Below are 23,029 nucleotides of genomic sequence, written 5' to 3'. Positions count from 1 at the left end.
AGATTTATTGTTTCTATATATTGCTGTTATTTGCAATGTTTTGCTTTGTATTTCTAAGTTTTGCTATATTTGATTAAAATTATAAGATATGCATAATAGAAAAACAATAGCGTTGGATATGGATGGGGTCTTGGCCGACAATCTGGATCATTATCTCAATTATTATCACCAAGAGACAGGTATACAGCTTACTGAAGCGGATGTATTAGGATTACCTGAAGGAGAATGTGTGCCCGATAAAACAGCGGTGAGACGTTACATTGGCTCCGAAGGTTTTTTTAGAACACTTCCTGTAGCAAAGGACGCACAAGAGGTCGTGAAAGAACTACACGATAGATACGATGTTTTTGTGGTATCGGCAGCGATGGAGTTTCCGTGGAGCTTTCGGGAAAAAAGAGACTGGTTAGCTGAGTATTTTCCATTTATCTCTTGGCATAATATTGTCTTCTGTGGACATAAGCATATTATCAATACCCACTATCTAATCGATGATCATGTTAAGAATTTGCTTACTTTTAAAGGAAAAGGTTTAATGTTTAATAGTTTTCACAATATCAATGAACATCGGTTTGAACGTCTGCAGGATTGGAAGGACGTACATCGGTATTTCCTAAGATAGTTTTGTCACTTAGTCCGTTTTTTGACGTTTATCGGATCTTTTGATGGGAGGCTGGAGGGCTAGACCCATACTCAGGTAGGGGTGTTATAAACTATAGATATAACTGTATTCAGGGATTTTATAGTGACAAATAATAGCGATATTTGAGTATATTTTGTTGTATATGAAGTTTATGGTCTGCCTTTTTTTATTATTTCAGTTTAGCCTGAGTTACACTCAGGAATATCAAGTTGTAGAATCTATAGACTTCGGGGATTACCTTTCTCCCCTAATGAAAATTAAGAAATTAGGTAAAACTTATTATTACCATCCAGCTAGTGATTTTTGGATAGATGATGTCGAAGAGCATTCCGCAGGTTTGTTTGTTGTTGTTAAGGACGGTAAATATGGTATGTTGAGAGAGGATGGAAAAGTACTGCTGCCCTGTGTATACGACCATATCAAGCTCGAGACACGTTATGAAGGACAATGGGAGGAAGGGATAGCTTATGACTATAAATTTGCGGTTTTGAAGCGTAAAGGTAGCGTTGGGGTAGCAGATGAACAAGGAACTATTATTGTTCCCTTTGATTATGAAGACGCTAAAGTCATCAATAAGGCAGTGATAGCGGTATCTCGAAAAGAAGTATGGGGCTGGGTTTCTGCGCGGACAGGACAATTATTACAAGAACCACAATTCGAGTATGTAACAAATTTCTATAATGATGATTTCGTAGAGATTAGGAACGGCGAACAGGCCGGATTGGCAAAAGCGACAGGTGATGTCATTATCCCTATAAAGTACGATGATTATATGCGTATACTTTACGATGGGGAGGAGGTCCGCTTTGAAGCGAATATTTCAACTTGTTCCTATGTCTTTGATACTACCGGGAATGTGCTGATCTCCGGTCATGAGCTCTATCGGGCTATCGAAGGGTCTAGTTTATTGGTGTTTAAAGAAAAGGATTATTTAGGCATTATAGATCCTGTGTCCAAAAAAGTGATTGTACCAGCTTCGTTGGAGTATATTGGCGGATTTAATCGTAATCTAGCGAGAGCAAAAAAGAAGGGGCAATACGGTGTGATTGGTGCACAAGGAGAGATAGTGCTTGATTTTGAATACGATGAAGTCAGCTTCTTAAAGGCTGATGGCAGATATACCGATGAATCTGTCCCAACAATTTCCTTGGGCGGGCGAAGGAGTGCTTACGATCGTGACCCCAAATGGAAAGCCCGTATGGACTACGAAAGCGAAGTTCATAAAATGCCTTATTTAATAGCAGCAATGAATGACGGACAGAAGGGGATTTATAACTGTGAGGGAAAATCTATTCTTCCTATGGGCAAGTATAGCGGTATAGATGCACATTATTATAATGGAAAGACGGTTTATCGAGTAGAAAATCAAGGTAAAATAGGAGTAGCTGATGAGCTTGGCGAGGAAATTCTTCCTCTGGATTATGTTGTTGAAAACTCCTATCAGTTTTCAAATAGGGGCGTAGAATACCAACCTCAGGTGCTTAAGCGGTATTTGGCTTTCTCTAAAGGAAAGCGGGAAGGAAGTTACCTTGAGCAAATCGGACTCTTCGATTTGGAGACGAAAAAGCTAATTATACCAATGGCTGAGCAGTATATCGATATACTAAATGAAGAGTGGATGCTAGTGCGTAAACGTTTGGAAAACTATGATAATGCCTTTTACAGTTATAATATAAAGCAAAATCGGATGGACACTTTATTACATCAAATAGCGGAATGTCATTTGGTAGATAATCGCTATTGGCTGCTCGAGATGAAGAATAAGGAGTATAAGCTCGTCGATTTACAAGGTAGACTGATCTATGAAAATCCAACATGGAGGACCGATGCGGGGTATAACTTACTTCGTTTTCCGACATACAATGATAAAAATCATGGCGGATTTTACAGCGGATTGAAGAAAATATATGGTGAAGACGGAAATCTGTTTATCAATGAACGCGGGGAAGAAAAACGATTCGAGGGCATAGAGCAGGTCGATGCATTCTATGAAGGAGTGGCATTGGCAGCTAAGCGTGATGTCGGGAGAGAAGGTGAAAGAACGAAATATAAATATGGGATGATTGATGTAGCAGGTCGCGTGGTACTGCCTTTTGAGTATGATAATGTGTATGCTACAGGGAGCGAAGATGGTATTTTGCAAATACAGAAGGGAATGCACTATGGCCTGGCACGTCGTGACGGTCATATCTTACTGGAATCTATTTTTGATTATGTAGAGCTGAGTGCCAGCTATCCGAATATTATGCTGGCACAGGATGGTAAGTCAGGCATGGCCGATAAAAACGGAAATAGGATTGTCACTGCTATTTATGATGACATCCGTAGAAATTATCACGGCAAAGACAAAACATGGCCCATTATCGTGAAAAAGAATGACTGGTATTATGTAATGGATAAAGATGGTAATAAAGCTTCGGTCAAAGCCAAAGAAAAAGAATAGACAATAAAAGGTGGTCCTAAAGACCGCCTTTTATTGTCTATTCTGCACCGCCTCCCAACGAACGGTAGAAGGCATTTATACTATTTAGTTTTTTTCGGTGGAATGGGGGGGCTATGGTAGCGCAAACTTTGGTCAATATCGGAGCAGGAGCCCGTACTCGTCTATCTGCTTTCATCGGTGCTATTCCCCATCATACTGGTGATATTAGTGGGAGTTCCATTTATTGAACAGATTCCTATGGCCGCATTGGTAGGAGTGATGATGATGATAGGTATTAAAACCTTTCAATGGGGCAACCTTCGGATGATAAACAAATTTCCGAAATAAGATATTTTTTGTGGGTGTTCTGGTATCTGCAATAACGGTAATCCTTCATAATCTAGCATTTGCTGTGCTGGTCGGTGTGGTTATATCAGCTTTGGTACTTGCTTGGGAGAATGCAAAACGGATTCGTGCACGTAAATACACCGATGAGCATGGGGTAAAACATTACGAAATAATGGGTCCTCTTTTTTTCGGTTCGACTACGGCTTTTTTGGAAAAGTTTGATGTGGCTGAAGATCCTAATGAAGTAATCATAGATTTCAAAGCGAGTAAAGAAGCAGATATGTCAGCGATAGATACATTGCATAAGCTGACCGAAAAATATAATCAACAGGGTAAAACGCTTCGATTACGTCACCTCATTGCTGACTGTCGTAAATTATTGAAAAATGCAGAGGGAGTGATCGAGGTCAATAGAATAGAAGACCCGACTTATGACGTGATGGTCTAGCAGTGAAAAGGAGGTTATGTTTTCGATAAAAGACAAAATCTCAAAATCAATTAAGGTTTATTCGGTTACCTTTACCACTTAGCTACTTACCTTAGTTGATCGGAATACTAGTATTGTATGCTTACTCAGATAGTCAAGAATTGGTTTATCAAAGAGTTTAATACTTGGTTGTAATTTTAGGTGCTTTGATAGCTAGATGAATTTTGATAACTAAGGGCTAAGTCGAAACTTAGCCCTTAGTTTTAATAGTACCATTGCGATACAGTTCTAAAGCGTCATCCAGTATCTCGGTTACGGTATCAATCGCAATGTCCTGATTGGGATCAATACGTAATATTTTCATACGGGAGCGGTCGCCTACCTCAAGTTCAGGATGTGCCAATAGGTTTCCTTCGACAAAAAGAATGTAAGGCTCAGCGTTCTTTTTATCAACCCAAAGATAACAGCATGCCTTGTTTTTATAACAAAAGCAGGGCATACCATATTTGGTGGTTTCCATCATATGAGCATCTCTACGAAGGATGATTGAACGCAAGGCTAATAAGCAACTTTTATTCGGTTCCGATTTATCGAGATAGAAGTTATGCAAATATTCTTCCATTTTAGTCTGTTTTTTATGCAATCTAACACTTATTATAGACTAATGTTCGATTTGTAATTGTTTGTCTGACAAGAAATAATCTAATGATAAATTAAGGCATATATATTGCTATAGTTTGTTCATGAAGAGATATTGTCTGTGTCTATTATTAGCTGTGTTTATCGGTATATCGGGAGCCGTTGCCCAAATTTTCAGTTTAGGAATGAAGCAAGATAAAAGGCCTATGTTTCAGGCCGCACTGAATGTGCCTCTTGTGTTCAATACCGATAAGAATTATGATTTTACGGTAGGGGTAGATTATACCAGTAAAAATTCTAAACTGCCTTCGGGGTTAGCCCCGCAGCTCGGTTTTGTTCGGTATATAGTTGATAATAGATACAAAGACTTCTTGGTCTCGGCCAATGTGCAGACCGGCTATCTATTTGATTTTAATAAAGGAATGGACAATCAGTTTCGTGTGAGTCCACACCTCTATGTAGAGTATCAGGGATTTTTCCACTGTAAAGTAGGCTATGATTATGCTATGCCCCTACAGAAAGGCTATCCTTTTGTTTCTATCGGTATCGGCGGACTGATGATGTTTCGGCATTTTAGTATCATGTAATCCAGTTATTATCCATTTTCACTTTTCACAGCATGCACCGTTAGGAAAGTACGTTTTACAGGTGTTCCATCTTTACTGATCGTATCATCATGGTACGTCATAGATTGTATCTCTTCAAATCCAATCTCATAGAGGTATTCTGCAAGTTCGTCGTCCGTATATAAAGTAAATCCATGCTGTATAAAAGGAAGCTTTGATCCAAACTCCTTTTCTACGAAAGTGAGTACCAACTGGCCTTCATCTTGTAATGTACGGTGTATTTCTCGTAGTGAAAGCTCAATGTCAGGCCAGAAATACAAGGTGTTTACAGAAAAAATATGCGTAAAATGATTGTCCGGGAAAGGGAGCGAGCCACTGCCATCTACTTTAGTGAAGTGAGCCCTGCCGGTCTCGATGGCAGATTGGTTGTGGCGAATAGCGAGATCTTGCATGGCCTCCGACACCTCGATGCCGTAGTATTTTATACTAGGCGATACATCGAGAAGTTGAGCGATATGCTTACCATTACCGAAACCGATCTCCAGTATCGTGCTCTTATCCGTTAAGGTCAACGTATAGATCGCTTCCTGTATCATGGTATGGTTGGAGGTGGACATATTGTCTGCAATGGCTTCGGCCTGATGTCCCGAAGGACAGCGGAGCTGCGATGCCAGTTCCTGCATAGCATCTTTATTTTCCTTATCATTCATACGCTTTATGCATCTTTTTTTAATACTGTGCTAAATATAGTTATCATATCTAATAAAATACGTCGTATCTAGTTTTTAAATAGCTTTTTCGAGACTGAATAGGAATGCTATTTATATTTTTTAGGAATTAGATCGATCAGTTATGTAATCATCACCTGTTAAATCCCTACATTTGAAAAATTGAACATAAAATAGCCAGTGATAAAATGGAACAGCACATAGTAATTAAGTCTTTTGAGGAGTTGACGAATAGGGAACTTTATGAGATACTAAGGCTAAGAAGTGCGGTTTTTGTGGTAGAACAAACCTGTATTTATCAAGATATCGACGGTAAAGACGAGTCATGCCATCACGTGATGTTATATATAGGGAATAATCTTGCGGCCTATAGTCGGGTTGTACCTGCGGGACTTTCTTATGAAGAAATCTCTCTGGGGAGGGTTTTGGTCAATCCGGATTTCAGAGGACAGGGACTAGGAAAGACTATTGTTCAAGAAACAATACAGGCTTGTTATGCTATTTTGGGCAAAGCTGATATAAAAATAGGAGCGCAGTACCACCTGTTAACTATGTACCAGTCGTTGGGTTTTGAACCCCAGGGCGAGCCCTACGATGAAGACGGAATAGAACATGTCGATATGCTAAAGCCATATTTGGAATAGTTTCCTTTTAATTTTTCTATTGTTTCTCTTCCTTTTTAGTTCTTATAGGTCAGATGGTGCCTTTGAATTAGGACTAGTCCGAGGCCCGCGTTTATAAATAATTAGACCGTTGAGAAAATTCCGTAGTAGCTGATCGCCGCAAGGTTTAAAATTGGGGTGATCATCCTTACGGAATATTGCTCCCAACTCAGTTTTCGTTACCCTAAAGTCCACCAAGGATAATACCTCAATAATATCGTCGTCTGTAAATTTTAAAGCTACACGGAGCTTTTTCATAATATCATTATTACTCATGTCGTAAAAGTATGAAAACTATGTGAAAAAATAACCAGGCAACTAATCATTCTATCGAATGAATGATGAACCATGGAACCTTGTTGGCTTAGATCTATATCAGGATTGTAACACACTGATTTTGGATATCATGTTATATATGTTTAGTTTTGCCTTTGAACTAAAATAATGACATCTCTCCGTTAATTTTATATTAAAAGAGAGAAAAGGCCTCTTTGCTCCAGAGCAGAGGGGCCTTATGTTTTTATTAAGGTAGAACAGGTCTGCTGATTTCGGTAGTTTTGCTGCTCAATGTGCGTAAAAAAGCTATTATGGCCTGTTGCTCCTCGGTTGTAAGTTGTAAAGGTTGTGCCAAATTCGAGAGTTGACCATTCACCTTTTGTCGTCCAGAGTGAGGCATGCCACGGTTCTTTAGGTCGAGGATTTCTGCAAGTGTAGCTATTTCACCATTATGCCAGTAGGGAGCGGTATGGACAGTATTGCGCAGTCCCGGCGTTCTGAATTTGCCAAGGTCAACCTCTAATTTCGTAGCTTCATATCGGCCGTTATCCAGTTTACCGTTCCAGTCTAATGCATACCCGAGATTATGGTATTGAAGATCTGTAAAGAATGGGCCATTATGGCAATTGATACATTTTCCTTTTGTGCGAAACAAGTGTAGCCCCCTTAACTGTTCATCACTTAAAGCCGTGTACTCTCCTTTTAGAAAAGAATCGAATATTGTAGTACTGCTGTTTATTGAATTAGAGAAAGCCGTAAGGGCATCCAAGATTCGCTCTTTTGTTATTTGTTCATCGCCGTATGCTTGTTTGAACATAACGCCGTAACCCGAGATAAGTTGCAGTGCCCATGGTAAAGATTCCAAATTGCCCCCCATCTCTATAGGAGATTCAATGGCTTCTGCGATCTGCTCGGCGTAAGTATCTGCGCGGCCGTCATGAAATAATCCACCATCTAGATACCATACATTCTCCATGGTGGGCGTGTTGCGGTGATGAACACCTACACCTACTGCGACTTTTTTTTGATCGATCCAGTGCGTGTTTGGATTATGGCATGAGGCACAGCTATTGTCACCTCGTCCCAAACGGCTGTCAAAAAAAAGTACTTTGCCTAGTTGTATCAATTCAGGCCTAGCGCTAGAGGGATTGACCGGTAACTCCGCCAGTTCTCTTTGTGAGATACCTGTGTACCATTCCGCTTTGGGCCAATTGGCTGTGGTAGTACTGTAGCGCTCCCTCAACTTGCGATTATCCTCCTCATAAGGATCTACAGGTTTGGGATCGGGTGTGGACTTCGAACAGGATATCCACAGCAAGGTCATTATGCCCCAAAAAAAGCTATGTGCTTTGTACATGTCAGTTTACTCAATAACAAAGCTTGGAATAGGATATCTAATAGCTTTTGTTTTAACTTCTTGTATAAGTATCTGCAAATTTCCTTTGCTGGCATCTGTTGGAATCTTAAAGCTCAGTTTTGTGCCCTGTAATTTTATCTTGCCAGGCCATACCGAAGCTGTTGGATCTGTATGATATTGTGCGGATATCTCGTACTGCTCGTCCTTGTAGTATGCTGCGCCTTTTGAGTCTCTTAGATCTAAGCTGATGGTTTCACCTGGAGCTCCTGATGTAGGTACCTGTGCACGATCGATCAAAGAATTGAGATCCGGTCTTAGCAAAGTATAAGGACCATTGCTTACGTTACGCTTGCCGGTTACTAATTTAATATGGTACTGCCCTGTGTCAATATCCAACGTTACCGGAACATACATGGTTATAGAGGAGTTCGTTATCCTATTGATATCAGTTATTTCCGTCTCTTTGCTGCCTTGAACCAGGTAAAGTTTTGTGTTTTCCGTATTTGGAAGAAAATAATCGCCTTGTATGTTAAAATCAATATTGAATTTAAACGCTGCGTGATTAACCAACGAAAAGTAAGGAGGAGGTTGTCCGCCCTCAGTACGTAGGGTGTAGGTCTTTTTCTCTCCGTTTTGCGCAGTGACCGTGTATTTGGTACCCTCGTTGTAGGTAACTTTTATTCCGGAAGCCGGACTGATCTTTGCCTGCTGGGATATCTGTATAGTCGGTGTAATAAACTCAGGTTCGTCTTTGAGCGGAGTCCAATAAATAATAATTTCTTCCCCTTTGATAACGGCGTGAAGTGGCTTTCCGTTGGCATCTGGAATTGTAAATGCCTCAATATCATTATAGGGTAAGTCTGGGTATTCTTTTTTGCAGGATGATAGTCCGGTAGCCAGCGCAAAGCAAAGGAAAGGGTATTTGAACAATTGGAATGTAGATTTTAAGTTCATTTTTATTATTTTAAAAAGACCTCCCAAAAGGTCTCACCATGTTTCTTTTGGGAGGGGTATTAATAGATAAAAAGTATAGATTACAGTTTGCGCACATTGATAGTGTTAGTGCCCTGTATAGTCAACGGCGAAGTTGTAATCGTAGCTGCGGTAGCCGATTCCAATGTAAATGCCCAGATCTCACCCAATGCATTACGAACTAGCATAACGACACCTGGAATAGATGTTGCAGTCTGACCTACGTAAGTATACCATACATTGTTTCCTGCTGGAGCGGTAATAGTGGAAGCTCCTGTCCAATCAGTAGCTGTGACATCACAGATGTCTGTGTTATCAAGTTTTCTCAATTCAAAGCCTACATTAGTGGTGACAAAGGAGTTGACACGATCCGTGAATATCAGCTGAGCCGAAGTCGAAGATGTCGTACTCTGTGTAGCCGAGGTCGTACCGAGCGTGACGTATACATTTCCAAAACTGGATGGTGTACGTGGGCTACCGATATTTCCTAATACGGCATACTCATACCCACAAGGAATAACGGCTACCGTAACCGGTTGATCTGGAGATATAGTATTTATTTCCGATTTAGTATTAAAAGAGAACATAAGTGTAGCCATAGCCGTAAGAGCTAGTGCGTTGCGGAAAAATTGGGTTCTTTTCATTTTGTGGTTTTTTTTAAAATTGAACTAAAATATACATGACATCCCTCAGGGGATAAACAAGGTGCTATTTTGGATTGACGGCTAGATTCAATGATCCGGTTTGATTAGGCCATCCTTTATAGGTGGCTACTCCATCATAGTAGGCTTGACCTAGTGGAAAATCTTCTGGAATACGCAGTGTAATGGATTCTAAGTCATGTTTGACGATTTTGAAATCGTAGACTTGTCCATTCGCCGTTACTTTGACCGATTGCGGATCAAGGATTAGCATAAAGGGAATCGCTCTATAGGTAATTTCACCTCCCTGCTTGACGACCTGAGATGTGGAGAAGTTTATTTTCGGTGCCCGGTATCGAATATTAATAGGATCGGCCAATGTCATACTGTGACCCAGGTAATCGAGTTTAACGTCGTGATAACCCGTGTCTATATTTGCCGGGATAGGTAGATTGGTGAGATTATAGAGATTTATTTTGTTTGCGATAGGTACTAGTCTGACATTGTTGTGCAAGCTATTTAGAATGACTTCTTTTTTTGTATTCCTGGATTGTAAGGTTGCTTTTACCAAGGTTGGGTTGTTGCCATAAAAGTTTCCATGGATAAAAGGTAGTACCTGTAATGGATAAGTCAGCGGTTGGTTCTTAGGGTATCCAAATATTCCCCAAATTGCTTCCAGTGTCGGTGTGCTTTGTGGCTCTATATGAAGTGTATAACTGCTACGTGTGCCGTTGCTGGCGATTACGGTGTAAGTATGGTTTTTGGTCTCTGTACCGATTGGTACAATTTCTTCCGCGAGTTTTGCACCTGTGGATAATTTTATCTCAGGATCAATCAGTTCTAAACCGTAATAAAAAGGAACGTATAACGTGATTGTTTTGGCAGCATGATCTATCGCAGCATAGAGACTCTCACCTGCAGGAACATTGGAAACTTTGTATTCCAATATACGATCTGCTGCTAATGGTTCCAAGTCGACCGTCTTCGTACAGGAGTTAAAGGTGAAAAGTGTTAGAAACAGCCAGCAATAGATTTTAATTATATTCATCATTTCAGTACAGGTTAATAAGATTAGTTTTTGATTTCAAATTTGGTGCTGCCTGCTTTGGCGAGTACGTAGTCAAAGGTGAAGAATGGCTTTTCCGTCTTTCTTTTCCATTTATCTCTATCGAGTTCATTCTTATAGAGACTACGTATTCTTATTTTAGCATAATTTCCTTTAGCTGTGCGAACTATGATGGTACGGGGTTCTATAGTTTTCTTTGTTCCATTAGTGGTGGTAATAGAAAGTTCTTTGTCCAATGCATAAGCGATGTGCTCATTGTCGAATGTGCCATCACGAACTAATAAACCACTGAAATCGTAGAGATACCAACCAATTTTATCACCGATATCCCCATTCTCGTCAGGACCAAAGGCCACGCTCAGCGTACTAAAATTTTCATTAGTCGGAATATCGATAACATCTTCAAATTTTTTCTTGACGAGAAATACAGCACCCAGGCCTGGACCACCGAAGCCGAAATTGTCTTTATTCGAACCATTGTTTCCACCTACATAGGAGCGGTACACACTGGAGAAAGAAAGATCCCAACGGTTGGTACGTTTCAAGGTTTGGCTTATGGCTTGGTTTTGTTCGAGACTGAAGAATATCGGTTCCTGTTCGCTATCTGGTTTGGCGCCCTCCGGCAAAGACTCTCCAAAATTGGAAACGGTGATCAGACGGTTGAACATTTTTTCATCGGTAGGAATATCTACTTCCTGATCGGGATTATTATTCTTACTGCAGGAGCTACCAATGGAAGCAAAAAGTAAAAGTAATAGAACATAGGGACTGATAGTATATGTTCTTCGGGATGAGTTACACATTTTTATTTATTATGTTTATTTAAATCAATTCTAAATAATAGCAAATATACACTGTTAAACAGAAAGGTAGTATATGAAAACTGGTATTTAATTTATGGAAAGCGATTTCGATTGCTAAAGAGCGGGGCAAAATTATTGAAATCGTATTAAAGCAAAAAAGCCCCGATTTTTCGGAGCTTTTATATGTGAGGAATTAACTTTTCTAGAGAAAATTTCTAATTGTTATGGGTATGTTGTCACCACTTTGCTTACTTTCCATCCTTCTTTGGTCTGTACCATCGTGATGTAGTCTACACGGGTGAAATTTTCAAACTTCATGGTGGCTTTTGCTACAGATGTCGTACCAGCTTCGTCCAGTATTTCATAGGTAGTTTTACAGTTGTACTTTATGTCTTTATTCGCTTTCAAGAATGCAAGGTATTCAGATCTGTTTGATGACTGATTGGCTGCTGCATTTGTATATGCAAAATCCGGTGTAAAAAGGTGTTTGTTGAATTCGACGTTACCTAGAGAGATGGCTTCTACATAAGTAAGTGCGATTTTCTTCGTATTCACATCTTTCAATGGGTTGACTGTTTCTTTTGCAAATGAACTGAAAGAAAATGCTAGCGTGAATAATGTTGCGATGGTTGCGATAGTCCGTTTCATAGTTGTAATTTTTTTAGTTGTTGTTATTTTTTGTTTTAACTCTTGTCGTATTTGTTGATTCAAAAGTAGGGTAGAATCCGCTGTGACGAAATGATCTTTCGACCAGTATTTTCTATTTCTCGGTAAAATCGCTGATTATTTCGGTGAAAAATGAGACTATTGTTTTACCGAGTTAGGAGAGGGGGACTTGTATTAAAAATTGAGGAATATGGTCGAAGTAAGTAGTCTTTTGTTTAATTTAGATTATTATATACCTCTTATGTTAAAAAGATACATCTTCAGTTTGGTCATTTGTTTACTGTTTTCAACGAGCAGTTTTTCTCAAATGAAATTCAAGTTTAATAATGTAGATACAATAAGCGCATTAAATAGGAATCTGATCGATTTTTTTGGAAAATATATCGATGTGAAGTCTGCAGGGAAGGACGATTCAGATTTTTGGTTCCAAGAGGAAAATTTCAATTTACCGAGAAATGACAGCTATGAGCCGTGGCTTTACAATATGTTTTCTTATCGAATACAGACAATTTTGGGACTGTCAAAGGTCTCCGAGAATCAATATAACGTCAAAGTAATGTTGGAAACAAATACGGATAGCGTCTCTACCATGGTTTACGCTATACAGAACTACATTATCAAGCAAACTTCATCTGGCTTGAAAATGCAGGATATCCTCGGATTTAGACTCAATAATGAAAATTACCAGTTAAAAAAAGATCAATACTTTGATTTTTATTATCCCAAAGATCATCCTTTTCTAACAAAGGACATCGATCAGATTAACAACTATGTAAAAAAAATAGAAACGTACTTTGGCAAAGAAGTTCCTTTTAAATTACGATATGTTTACGCACCAGGATGTGAGGCTTTGTTTTACATGCGAGGTTATGATTATGTCGCCAATATGATGTCGACCAAAAGTACGGTATGTGGCTTGACTGACCCACAGAATCGTATCTTGTTTAGTTCGGATACTACTTTGCATAAACATGAACTTTTACGTCTGTTAACGGTATTGTATCCTAAGTACCCGGCTATAGTGATGGATGGATTCACCAATTTAATAGGCGGAGCTGCAGGCAAACCCATTATGTATCATCTACGTAAACTAGCCCCATACATTCTTGAAAATCCCAAAGTTTTAGATGATTTGAACGCCTTTTATTATTATGATGATGAGACAAACCCTCATTTTGTATTTAATGCTATAGCAACCAACTATTTTATCCAAAGAAATGGAGAACAAGCGTTGAAGGAGTTTATGCGGAGAGAAGATATGAGAAAGGACAATGTTTCTGATTTTTTGAAAAAGCACTGCGGGGTAGATGATGTCAAATTGTTCTTCTTACAACAATTTCGAACCTATTCCGATCCCGAAAAAGATCTTGAATTTATTAATATTCTGTAGCTTATTTTATAAGAATTACGAATACTTGTATAGTAAATAACAAACAACTTATAAACTGATGAGAATGATATTATCTAAGCACAACGCTTTAAAAACCGTTGCCCTAGCATGTATGCTGGCGTGTAGTACTTCTATTGTTGCGCAGAATAAAGACGCAATAGTTTCGGCTATCGTTCAGGAAGCAAATACAAACTCGCAATTGGAAAACTATGCTTTTGAATTGGTAGATATGATTGGGCCGCGTATGGTGGGAAGCCCACAGATGCAACAAGCGCATGATTGGGTAGTCAAGAAATACATTGCACTGGGAGTAGACGCGCGCAATGAAGCCTATGGCGAATGGCGTTCGTGGGATAGGGGTACCTCACAGGCGACTATGGTATTTCCGAGGACAAAATCATTGGAGGGTACGCAATTGGCGTTTAGCCCGATGACAAAGGGAAAGGGAGTCGAGGCCGAAGTGATTGCGATGCCTGTATTTAATTCCGCAGCAGATTTTCAGGCTTGGTTAAAAACCATAAAAGGGAAGATGGTCTTGATCGGAATGAACCCCTTATCTGGTCGGTCGGAAGCCAATTGGAAAGAATCAGCCTCATCAGAAGGCTATACAAAATATCTGTCCCAAAAGAATGAACAGCTTAAAAAATGGGATCTTAGTATGTCTTATACCGAAAGCAGTCGACGTACCCTACCTATCATTCTAGAGACAGCAGGTGCGGTCGGTGTCATTGATTCTTATTGGACTGAATTACCCGGATTGACCCGGATATTTGATGCAAAATCGAAGCAGATTCCTGTTTTTAACATTGCCTTGGAGGATTACGGATTACTATATCGTATGGCAGAGCGTGGTGTCAAACCGAGGGTACTTTTAGAGGGTAACTCTAAAGAGCTCGGAACAGCGAAGACGTATAATAGTATAGCTGAAATAAAGAGCAAGGAAAAACCGAATGAATACGTGGTCTTGTCCGCCCACCTTGATTCTTGGGACGGAGGAAACGGGGCTACCGATAATGCCACAGGGGTGATCACGATGATGGAAGCGGTACGTATCTTGCGAAAAATATATCCTGATAATAAACGGACCATCTTGGTCGGAAACTGGGGTAGCGAGGAGCAGGGGTTGAATGGTTCTTCGGCTTTTGTAGAAGATCATCCCGAGATCGCTAAGAATATCCAGGTCGTATGGAATCAGGATAATGGTACGGGACGTATTGTACGCATTGCCGGTAGTGGTTTTGAAAAATCGTATGAATATATAGGCCGTTGGCTTCAATATCTGCCGGAAGAGTTTCGTCGGGAAATCCAGACAACTTTCCCCGGTATGCCAGGCACGGGGGGAAGTGACCATTCTTCGTTTGTCCAAAGAGGGATACCAGCTTTTGGTCTGTCATCGACATCATGGGATTATGGTAAGTTGACTTGGCATACCAACCGAGATACCTACGATAAGATTGTCTTTGACGAAGTGAAGCAGAATGCAATTATCGTTGCGATTCTTACCTATTTAGCCTGTGAAGAGCCGGAATTGGTGCCACGGGATAAAATAGTCTTACCGATAGATAAACAAGGCAAACAAATGGAGTGGCCGACTAATATCAAAGCCAAAAGAACCAGCGGTAATTAATTTACCGATTGGAATACTTCTGAGCCTTCAATCAAATTGAAGGCTCAGCTGTTTTTAGAGAAGTAGTAGGGAGATGTACCAATAATGTACTAAAGAGGTACTGTATATACCTACGCTATACCGAAGGTAGGAGGCACTTGAACGGACTTTAGCGGACTTAAGGGGACTTTGAGCGAGGGATTGGCTCAGTCCCACAGGGCACCTGCACGAAACCGAGAGCCTTCTAGAATCGAACCCCGGCCATCCCTTCTGGTTCTCATCCCTCTAAACGCAAAAAACCTCCATCTTTCGATGAAGGTTTTTCTGCGGAGAGCGAGGGATTCGAACCCCCGAACCTGTGACAGTTAACGGTTTTCAAGACCGCCGCATTCGACCACTCTGCCAGCTCTCCGCCACAAAAGTAGAAAAACTAACTAATTCTGCAAAACTAAAATAGACACTAACTTCTTACCGCTTGAAAATGAGAACGATTAATTTGTTTTTACCTGTTGGAGCAATTAAAAATAGGCAAAAATCAAGGTAAAAGAAGTTCTCCGCTATGTTTTTTTATGTTCGCAGTTATCTTATCGATAGGTAAATCATCCGAATCTCGACCGAAAGGCTCTTCAATAGATTCGCCTATCATCTCGATGCTGATAAGGACATAAAATATAAAGGGAACAGCTAGTGCAACGAAATAACCAATCGAAAACACATAGCCAAAAGGTAGAGTAGCGGTGTAAATGATGATAAATATTTTAATAAATGAGCTGTAAGCAATAGGGATCGGAGTGTTCTTGATTCTTTCGCAGGCTCCACATACGCCAGTCATCGCTGTGAGTTCATCATTGAGCATTCGGAATTGTTCACCCGTAATGATATGCTGTATGTAAAGGTTGTTTGTCTTCCTGAAGATGAGTGATGCGACCTGGTTGGGACCGTGCTTCTTATCATCTAGTCCGTTTAGTTCGGGATGTAAGGCTTCATCAAGCATAAACTTGGTATATTCCGAGCGGAGGAAGTTGTACAGTGTTTCGGCATAGAGTGGTATTGCTTTTCTGTAAAAGCTACGATTTACCTTATCATCAAGAGGTAACATGGCATTGAGCTTGATCGCCAATGAGCGGCTGACATTAGTCAATGCTCCCCACTGTTTACGAGCCTCCCACCAGCGATCGTAAGCTGTATTGGTGCGAAATACCAATATCAGAGAGAGTACAAATCCCAATAGACTATGGACTATAGTGATGTTCTTGACCCAGCTTTTGTCAGATAGTTTGAGGTATTCTAGTTCGAGATAAGCTACCCCCCAGGAAAATAATGCCGTAACAACTAATAACGGAGCTATTTTTTTGATGTAATCTGATTTATAGAAGTAACCGATGAGATTAAACCAATCTTTAGGATTGTAAACTTTCATATGTATATAATTATCTTCGATGAGCTCGCAAGCTCGGTTTGCTTTTTAATGGCCCTTAACTTGTCCCGACTTGTCGGGATGGAATATCTAGGGTACAGCTGTTCTTGGTGGTATAAGTTGTAATTAATAGTTATTTCATACATAAAAGTATTGTTTGGAACTGATAAATACATTATTTTCGGTGCAATATGGCAAAATATCAGAAAAGGAGCAAGGAGAAATTGGCATCAGCCGCCAGTGATAGAAAGCCTTATTTGATTTGGAGTATTCTCATACCCATTGGATTGATTTTTCTGTTTGCACTCTGGCATTATCGCACCGGGATTTTCTATTATTTCAAAGCTATCGTTGGGAAAGAAGCCCGTTTTACGGATTCGGATAAAAATAAGCACGATGCCCGAAATATATTTTTGATGTCGGAACACCGTGACAAAATATTTGGAGTAGATGTGAGCGAGTATCAGGGCAAGATCGATTGGCCGTCCGTAGTGCATATCAATGGAGAGTTTCCCGTGGATTTCATTTTTGTTCGTGCCACGATGGGGCAGCGGAATAAGGATAAGAGATTTCAGAAAAATTGGGTCGGCGTGCAACAACAAAATAAGTTGCGTGGAGCTTATCATTATTTTAGACCTAATGAAAATTCAGTAAAGCAAGCTCAGAATTTTATAAATACAGTGAAGCTGGAGTCGGGCGATTTGCCGCCTGTGCTTGATATTGAAGAACGGCCGAAGAGTCAGTCAATGGATAGTTTGAAAGTAGGGTTAAAGCGTTGGTTGGATAAAGTGGAAGAGCACTACAAAGTCAAGCCTATTGTCTATTCAGGAGATAGCTATTTCTCTGATTTTTTGGAAAAAGAATTTGCAGACTATACGCTGTGGATCGCAAACTATAATTTTTGGGTAGAGAAACCTAAAAGGCATTGGGATTTTTGGCAGTTTTCAGAACGCGGAGCTGTGTCTGGAATTAGGGGATATGTTGATCTGAATATGTTTCAGGGGGATATTGAAGATCTAGAAAAGCTGTGTATTCCTTTCAAGTAGTGAGCATAGTAAAACAAAAGAAGTTTTTATTGGTTATTGTAATAATATGGCAAATTTTAACGAGTTGATTCAAAAAAATAAGTTGGTGCTTATCGATTTTTCTGCGGCCTGGTGTGGTCCTTGCCAGACGCTGGCTCCAATATTAAAAGAAGTAAAAGATCACTTTGGTGAGCAGTTGTCTATATTGAAGGTTGACGTAGACCGAAATCAAGCTCTATCCAAGAACTTTGCTGTGCAAGGGGTTCCCACAATGATTTTATATAAAGATGGCATGCAGGTGTGGAGACAAAGTGGATTGCTCACTAAATCACAATTGTTGGCTGTCATCGACCAGTACCGGAATTAGTCTATATTCGATATTTCGTTTTTGTTGTCGTGTATTTTGGATAAAGCGATTTTATCTATACGGTTGCCATCCATATCTAACACTTCTAGACGATAGTCTTTATAGAATACAGTCTCTCCTTCGACAGGCATATGATCTAATAGTAAAAATACAAGTCCGGCGAGGGTGGTGATGTTACCAAGCTCTTCTTCATCTTCTTCGGAGATTCCAATTTCGAATTTTTCAAAAAAGTCATCGAGTTGATAGCGGCCTTCAAGAATATACGTGCCATCTTCACGCTGTCTGAATAACTTAGATTTGCTGTTTGATGAATATTCATCAAAACCTCCTACCAAACCTGTCATAATATCTTTTAACGTTATTATTCCTTGGGGGCTTCCGTATTCATCTATGACTACAGCTTGCAAAACGCTTCCGTATTTTAGAACTTCAAGAACGGAGTAGATGCTGCTATTTTCATTGACAAATGGGATCGGGTGCACCAGCTTCTCCAAGTCTATTTTGCCTTCATTTAAAATGGCTTTCAATAAGCTCTTAGCATGTACTATCCCTTTGATCTGGTCAAAATTGCCATCACAAACTGGGTATTCGGTGTGCTCATTCTTAATGATGTATGCTTTGATATCTTCAATAGAGTCCTCCAGATCTAAATAAGCTATATCGCTACGGTGTACCATCATATTGATCGCTTTTTTGTCTCCTATGTTAAGAATACGGTCTACCATATCGTGTTCAAAATCTTCAATGATACCGCTGTCCACGCCTTCGTCCACGAGCGCTTTGATCTCTTCTTCGGTAACGGTGTTTTTCGAAACTTTGATATTAAGTAGTTTTACGATAAAGTCGGTAGAGGCCGATAGCACCCACACAAAAGGCTTAACAATTTTACTCAGCGTATCCATTGGTATTGCTACCAGAGAAGCATATTTTTCCGGAATAGCCATGCCGATGCGTTTGGGTACTAATTCACCAATTACCAAGGATAGATATGTGATGAGGATAACTACAAGAAGGACAGATAAAGATTGGCTATAAGGAGCTAGTACAGGAATGGTTTGTAACACGCCAGCTATATAGGTGGAGATGGACCCGCCGGAGAAAAAACCGGTTAATATGCCTATTAATGTAATACCAATCTGTACGGTAGAAAGGAATTGATTAGGGTGTTCTTTGAGTTTTAGAGCCCGTTTTGCACCGAGGTTATTGTTCGCTGTAGCTTGTAGTCGAGCTTTTCGGCTGGAGACGATAGCAATTTCGGATGCAGAAAAAATACCATTTAATAAAATGAGTAGAAGAATGATGATTATTTCAGTTATCATGTGGATATACAGGGTATATTTTACGAATATAGTAAATCGGCAAAATAAAACGTAGAATATTCTGTTATATATTATCTTAAATTGTGCAAACGTTTGATTGAAAAAAAAGCTTTCTTTAATGTTTTGAATTATGGATATTGCATTAATTTAAACTGTTTTTGAATAAAATAATTATAAATCTTATCTATGTCAGTGTACGATTCCGAGGAAGTGGAGAGTGTAGCAAGTAATTTTGAATTAAGTAGTAAGGTTGTTAGTATAGAGCGTTTTGGGTCTGGACATATAAATGATACTTTTAGACTTAAGATGGAAGATGAAAAAACTTCCTATTTACTGCAGCGGATTAACCATCATATTTTCCCCAATGTAGAGGGGTTGATGCACAATATTGACTTAGTCACGACGCATCTTAAATCTGTTTTGAAAGGAGTGGTGACGGATGTTGATAAACATACCCTGACCATTATTCCTACGAAATCGGGAACAAAATATCTTAGAGATCCAAAGGGCGATTATTGGAGGGTTTTTATCTTGTTGGAAGGAACCAAAAGTTATGATATCGTGGAGACCGCCCGCCAGGCTTTTTCGGGCGGATTGGCGTTTGGAAGATTTCAAAAGCAACTCTCCACATTGGATGCGACCAAATTAGTTGAAATACTACCTAATTTTCATAATATTGACTTTCGTCTATCCAATTTAAGAAAAGCGATAGTGGAAAATAAAGCAGGTCGTCTGAATGAAGTTAAGGATATATTGGATTATATCTTTGAACGGGAAGAGCGCATGCGACGTGTTATCGTGATGGGAAAAAATAACGAATTGCCATTGCGTATCACGCATAATGACACCAAATTTAACAATGTATTGTTGGATCAGGATGATAATGTGCAGTGTGTTATTGACTTGGATACGGTAATGCCGGGATATATAGCCTATGATTTTGGGGATGCTATCCGCACTATTATAAATTCAGCCGCAGAGGATGAAAAGGATCTGAATAAAGTGGTCTTAAACGTACCTTTATTTCAGGCTTATACAGATGGATATTTTAGTGAGGCGAAGGACTTTTTGACAGAAAAGGAAATAGAGTCCTTGTGGTATGGCGTTTTGTTGTTGCCGTATATGCAGGCTGTCCGGTTTTTAACCGACTATATCGATGGTGATCTTTATTATAAGACCTATTATGCGGATCATAATTTGGTTAGGACAAATACGCAGTTGAAATTAGTGAAAGAATTGGAGGCTTATGAGGACGAGTTGAAAGAGATTTTAAGTCAGAGCCTGATCAATCAATAACAGACGAAAGCGATTAAATTGTCTTGTAATTTTGCTGACATACGTTCGCGAATACAATGAATTTTAATTAAGTTTGGTTATAACTTAAAATTATGAAGAAGCTCACTGTTGAAAAGATAACAGATATAGGTGAAGACTTTAAGAAATTGGAAGCTGCATTCGAAAAACTTACTTGGAATGCAATAGACCAGTGTCCTTGGGAGTCTGAGTTTCCGTATCGTCCGGAAGCTGAATTTCAGATGGCACACGCTGAAAAATACATTTATATCCATTACAAGGTGAAAGAGGAGTTTGTGAAGGGACAGTATATCCGTCCGAATGAAAATGTATGGGAAGATAGTTGTGTGGAGTTTTTTCTTTCGTTGGATCAAAAACAGACCTATTACAACTTTGAATTTAATGTGTTGGCGACAGGATTGATTGGTTATGGTCCTGCTGAAAAATCGCAACGTAATCGATTGGATGATGTGGTGGTCGAGACTGTGGATGCCCGTGTTCAGGTAGTAAAGAAAGGGGGCGCAAAGGTGTGGGAAAACTACCTCGTGATCCCTAAAGATATCTTTGGAGAGATTCCTTACTCAGGAAAAACATATCATGCTAACTTCTATAAGTGTGGAGACGGGTTGCCTGATCCGCATTTTATGGCTTGGAATAATATCGCTAATGCTACCCCTAATTTTCATTTGCCTGAATTCTTTGGCGAGCTTTTTTTCGTTTAACGCGAACGCGGCTGGGAATAACTATTTTTATATAAATAAACTAAATAAGGTGTCCCATTGGACACCTTATTTAGTTTATGGGTTTAAAGCTTTGAAAGGGATGTTTGGGTTCGAAATGATTCCAGATTATGTTAGAGAGTTTTCTTGTCAACTCCTCAGCTTCATTATCATCTGTCCACCTGGCATCTTTATTATTTTTTGTTAGTATACAGAACACATAGTCCCCACTAGGTGCATTGACTAATACTACCTCACCCCGTGCCTGATCTACCGAACCCGTCTTTGCAATGGTACTGACCCAAGCTGGTAGTTGGGATAGTGATCTACCATTGTAAAACTGATTTTTGAGGTATCTGTACATTTTGTCCGAATGGCGGGCATCTATTACTTGTCCGTTTCGTATCAGCGTGAACAGTTTAGCCATTTCTCGAGGAGTGGTCTGTCCCCAACCATATTCTTCCCATATCTTTTCACGGCCCGGAGTTCTAGAGTTGACCTTTGTATGTGGCAAGCCCAGCTGGTCCATCAACGGGTTGATGGCTGTTCCGCCACCAGAAAGTTCTTGGAGCCAGATAGAGGTAACATTATCGCTATAGGTAAGCATGAGCGAAATCATGGTAGAGAGATCGGTCTGTGCACTGTCTTTATAGAATTGCATGAGACCTGATCCTCCATAAGCTCTTTTGTCGGAATATTGAAACGCTTGATTTAACTTCAGTTCTCCTTGAGCAATCTTTTGAAATACGCCTACTAAAATCGGTACCTTAACAATGCTGGCGGTAGGGAAGACTGTGTCTGCATTTATAGAGACTATTTTGTCCGTCCTCAGGTGCTGTACATAAATACCGACATCTCCTTGGAAGCCATTGATTTCCTTCTTTATTTTTTTTTCGAGCGTCCGATCGATTTTCTGGGCATAAACCGCGGTGCTGGCTAACCATAAAAGCGAAATTATACTGCTTAATTTTAACGCCATATCGAGTGCTTACTTATCCGATTTAAACTTTTTATAGGAGTCGAGAATGTACAATTTTAAATCCTCATTAGAGGCTTTTTTGGTGAAATCCAGTGTAGGTCTAAACCGCTCTCTAAAAAGCGCAATCTCATCTGGACTGAGCGGTATAGTGGTGGCTATTAGCTGTGTCGTGAACCTACGATCGATTTCCCTCTTCTCCTGTTCAGCGACCAACAGGTTGAGATTGCTACGCGCCTCTTTAGCTTTTTTGCCGAATAATCTGGACGGAGAAACACGTAGACCTCCACGCTGTTGACTTACATCTACGGCTTTACCTTCATTTTGTGCTTTAGCAATTTCAGCGGCTAATCTGCTGTCCGTCATTCGACTTACCACGACCTCGTCAATCAAAATTAAACTCTCATCCCGTGTCATGTATACCCGTCGGATATTGTCTTCGTAGTAGAATATGGTATCCTGTTTGTATCCCGGGTTCGAAAAGACAAGATAGTCGTTCAGTTGTCCCGAAATTTTAAAACTTCCATCTCTATCTGATTGCACGATCTGCTGCGTTCTCAGGTTTTTTATGGTAGTATTCCAAAGCGGATTACTACTCACTAGTTCGTAGACGTATCCTTTTATCTCCTGGGCCTGTACGCTGGATAATTGTAGCCCAATTGTCAAGCATATTGCTATTAGTATTTTATTTATCGTTTTCATTT

25 protein-coding genes and 1 tRNA gene are annotated in these 23,029 nt (G+C 39.8%); 11 read left to right on the top strand and 15 right to left on the bottom strand.

Features of this window, described 5'->3' with window-relative positions; translation table 11 throughout:
- Nucleotides 1-88 precede the first annotated feature (88 nt).
- Both G7B18_RS04230 and G7B18_RS04225 read left to right on the top strand, forming a co-directional pair.
- On the top strand, nucleotides 89-619 hold the full coding sequence (locus tag G7B18_RS04230; protein WP_164122117.1) for a 5' nucleotidase, NT5C type: 531 nt from the start codon (nucleotides 89-91) through the stop codon (nucleotides 617-619).
- A gap of 271 nt (nucleotides 620-890) precedes the next feature.
- Nucleotides 891-3,083 carry a WG repeat-containing protein gene (locus G7B18_RS04225; protein ID WP_164122116.1) on the top strand — a complete coding sequence of 731 codons (2,193 nt, stop codon included), beginning with the start codon at nucleotides 891-893 and terminating at the stop codon, nucleotides 3,081-3,083.
- A 37-nt stretch (nucleotides 3,084-3,120) separates the two neighbouring features.
- Here the strand turns inward: G7B18_RS04225 and G7B18_RS04220 are convergent, their stop codons facing one another.
- Entirely contained in the window at nucleotides 3,121-3,258 is a 138-nt protein-coding gene (locus tag G7B18_RS04220) for a hypothetical protein (protein ID WP_164122065.1), read from the bottom strand.
- Nucleotides 3,259-3,420: 162 nt separating this feature from the next.
- Here G7B18_RS04220 and G7B18_RS04215 point away from each other — a divergent pair, with 162 nt between their 5' ends.
- Complete coding sequence (locus tag G7B18_RS04215; RefSeq protein ID WP_240452767.1) at nucleotides 3,421-3,858, top strand: STAS domain-containing protein; 438 nt, start codon at nucleotides 3,421-3,423, stop codon at nucleotides 3,856-3,858.
- A 229-nt stretch (nucleotides 3,859-4,087) separates the two neighbouring features.
- Here the strand turns inward: G7B18_RS04215 and G7B18_RS04210 are convergent, their stop codons facing one another.
- Nucleotides 4,088-4,459, bottom strand: a complete 372-nt coding sequence (locus G7B18_RS04210) for a DUF1801 domain-containing protein (RefSeq protein WP_164108203.1) — start codon at nucleotides 4,457-4,459, stop codon at nucleotides 4,088-4,090.
- Nucleotides 4,460-4,580: 121 nt separating this feature from the next.
- Between G7B18_RS04210 and G7B18_RS04205 the strand changes: the two genes are divergently transcribed.
- Nucleotides 4,581-5,063, top strand: coding sequence for a hypothetical protein (locus G7B18_RS04205; RefSeq protein ID WP_164108204.1), 483 nt, complete (start codon nucleotides 4,581-4,583; stop codon nucleotides 5,061-5,063).
- An 8-nt stretch (nucleotides 5,064-5,071) separates the two neighbouring features.
- Here G7B18_RS04205 and G7B18_RS04200 read toward each other — a convergent pair whose 3' ends face one another.
- A complete protein-coding gene (locus G7B18_RS04200) occupies nucleotides 5,072-5,752 on the bottom strand; it encodes a class I SAM-dependent methyltransferase (protein WP_164108205.1) in 681 nt (226 codons plus the stop codon).
- A gap of 206 nt (nucleotides 5,753-5,958) precedes the next feature.
- Here G7B18_RS04200 and G7B18_RS04195 point away from each other — a divergent pair, with 206 nt between their 5' ends.
- A complete protein-coding gene (locus G7B18_RS04195) occupies nucleotides 5,959-6,414 on the top strand; it encodes a GNAT family N-acetyltransferase (protein WP_164108206.1) in 456 nt (151 codons plus the stop codon).
- A 42-nt stretch (nucleotides 6,415-6,456) separates the two neighbouring features.
- Here G7B18_RS04195 and G7B18_RS04190 read toward each other — a convergent pair whose 3' ends face one another.
- The 7 genes from G7B18_RS04190 to G7B18_RS04160 all read right to left on the bottom strand — a co-directional run bounded on the left by G7B18_RS04190 (nucleotide 6,457) and on the right by G7B18_RS04160 (nucleotide 12,195).
- On the bottom strand, nucleotides 6,457-6,708 hold the full coding sequence (locus G7B18_RS04190; protein ID WP_164108207.1) for a DUF1456 family protein: 252 nt from the start codon (nucleotides 6,706-6,708) through the stop codon (nucleotides 6,457-6,459).
- A 247-nt stretch (nucleotides 6,709-6,955) separates the two neighbouring features.
- Complete coding sequence (locus G7B18_RS04185) at nucleotides 6,956-8,065, bottom strand: cytochrome-c peroxidase (protein ID WP_164122115.1); 1,110 nt, start codon at nucleotides 8,063-8,065, stop codon at nucleotides 6,956-6,958.
- Between the two features lie 6 nt (nucleotides 8,066-8,071).
- Nucleotides 8,072-9,019: a hypothetical protein gene (locus G7B18_RS04180; RefSeq protein WP_164108209.1), complete on the bottom strand. Its 948-nt coding sequence runs from the start codon at nucleotides 9,017-9,019 to the stop codon at nucleotides 8,072-8,074.
- An 80-nt stretch (nucleotides 9,020-9,099) separates the two neighbouring features.
- On the bottom strand, nucleotides 9,100-9,681 hold the full coding sequence (locus G7B18_RS04175) for a hypothetical protein (protein WP_164108210.1): 582 nt from the start codon (nucleotides 9,679-9,681) through the stop codon (nucleotides 9,100-9,102).
- Between the two features lie 64 nt (nucleotides 9,682-9,745).
- Entirely contained in the window at nucleotides 9,746-10,729 is a 984-nt protein-coding gene (locus G7B18_RS04170; protein WP_164108211.1) for a hypothetical protein, read from the bottom strand.
- Between the two features lie 20 nt (nucleotides 10,730-10,749).
- A complete protein-coding gene (locus G7B18_RS04165) occupies nucleotides 10,750-11,547 on the bottom strand; it encodes an HmuY family protein (RefSeq protein WP_164122114.1) in 798 nt (265 codons plus the stop codon).
- A 222-nt stretch (nucleotides 11,548-11,769) separates the two neighbouring features.
- A complete protein-coding gene (locus G7B18_RS04160) occupies nucleotides 11,770-12,195 on the bottom strand; it encodes a nuclear transport factor 2 family protein (RefSeq protein ID WP_164108213.1) in 426 nt (141 codons plus the stop codon).
- 325 nt (nucleotides 12,196-12,520) lie between these two features.
- On the opposite strand from G7B18_RS04160, the gene G7B18_RS04155 reads away from it, so the two are divergent.
- Nucleotides 12,521-13,603: a hypothetical protein gene (locus G7B18_RS04155; RefSeq protein WP_164108214.1), complete on the top strand. Its 1,083-nt coding sequence runs from the start codon at nucleotides 12,521-12,523 to the stop codon at nucleotides 13,601-13,603.
- Nucleotides 13,604-13,667: 64 nt separating this feature from the next.
- Nucleotides 13,668-15,230: a M20/M25/M40 family metallo-hydrolase gene (locus tag G7B18_RS04150; protein WP_164108215.1), complete on the top strand. Its 1,563-nt coding sequence runs from the start codon at nucleotides 13,668-13,670 to the stop codon at nucleotides 15,228-15,230.
- Nucleotides 15,231-15,536: 306 nt separating this feature from the next.
- On the opposite strand, the gene G7B18_RS04145 is transcribed toward G7B18_RS04150, so the two are convergent.
- A tRNA-Ser gene (locus tag G7B18_RS04145) sits at nucleotides 15,537-15,621 on the bottom strand.
- 123 nt (nucleotides 15,622-15,744) lie between these two features.
- Complete coding sequence (locus tag G7B18_RS04140) at nucleotides 15,745-16,629, bottom strand: bestrophin family protein (RefSeq protein WP_164108216.1); 885 nt, start codon at nucleotides 16,627-16,629, stop codon at nucleotides 15,745-15,747.
- 188 nt (nucleotides 16,630-16,817) lie between these two features.
- On the opposite strand from G7B18_RS04140, the gene G7B18_RS04135 reads away from it, so the two are divergent.
- Together G7B18_RS04135 and trxA are read left to right on the top strand one after the other, a co-directional pair.
- Nucleotides 16,818-17,672 (top strand): glycoside hydrolase family 25 protein, encoded by an 855-nt coding sequence (locus G7B18_RS04135; protein WP_164108217.1) that lies wholly within the window; start codon nucleotides 16,818-16,820, stop codon nucleotides 17,670-17,672.
- Between the two features lie 46 nt (nucleotides 17,673-17,718).
- On the top strand, nucleotides 17,719-18,018 hold the full coding sequence (trxA, locus tag G7B18_RS04130) for a thioredoxin (protein ID WP_164108218.1): 300 nt from the start codon (nucleotides 17,719-17,721) through the stop codon (nucleotides 18,016-18,018).
- On the opposite strand, the gene G7B18_RS04125 is transcribed toward trxA, so the two are convergent.
- On the bottom strand, nucleotides 18,015-19,337 hold the full coding sequence (locus G7B18_RS04125) for a hemolysin family protein (protein ID WP_164108219.1): 1,323 nt from the start codon (nucleotides 19,335-19,337) through the stop codon (nucleotides 18,015-18,017). The genes trxA and G7B18_RS04125 overlap by 4 nt on opposite strands.
- A gap of 186 nt (nucleotides 19,338-19,523) precedes the next feature.
- Between G7B18_RS04125 and G7B18_RS04120 the strand changes: the two genes are divergently transcribed.
- The gene (locus G7B18_RS04120; RefSeq protein WP_164108220.1) at nucleotides 19,524-20,633 is read left to right on the top strand and encodes a phosphotransferase enzyme family protein; all 1,110 of its coding nucleotides are present in this window, start codon (nucleotides 19,524-19,526) and stop codon (nucleotides 20,631-20,633) included.
- A gap of 92 nt (nucleotides 20,634-20,725) precedes the next feature.
- Nucleotides 20,726-21,352 (top strand): carbohydrate-binding family 9-like protein, encoded by a 627-nt coding sequence (locus G7B18_RS04115; RefSeq protein WP_164108221.1) that lies wholly within the window; start codon nucleotides 20,726-20,728, stop codon nucleotides 21,350-21,352.
- Nucleotides 21,353-21,422: 70 nt separating this feature from the next.
- Here the strand turns inward: G7B18_RS04115 and G7B18_RS04110 are convergent, their stop codons facing one another.
- Both G7B18_RS04110 and G7B18_RS04105 read right to left on the bottom strand, forming a co-directional pair.
- Nucleotides 21,423-22,328, bottom strand: coding sequence for a serine hydrolase (locus G7B18_RS04110; protein ID WP_164108222.1), 906 nt, complete (start codon nucleotides 22,326-22,328; stop codon nucleotides 21,423-21,425).
- Between the two features lie 9 nt (nucleotides 22,329-22,337).
- Nucleotides 22,338-23,027, bottom strand: a complete 690-nt coding sequence (locus tag G7B18_RS04105; RefSeq protein ID WP_164108223.1) for a carboxypeptidase-like regulatory domain-containing protein — start codon at nucleotides 23,025-23,027, stop codon at nucleotides 22,338-22,340.
- Between the last annotated feature and the right edge of the window lie 2 nt (nucleotides 23,028-23,029).

This window comes from Sphingobacterium sp. xlx-130, assembly GCF_011007405.1.
GTDB lineage: Bacteria > Bacteroidota > Bacteroidia > Sphingobacteriales > Sphingobacteriaceae > Sphingobacterium > Sphingobacterium luzhongxinii.
This window is presented reverse-complemented; position numbering and strand designations above follow the sequence as displayed.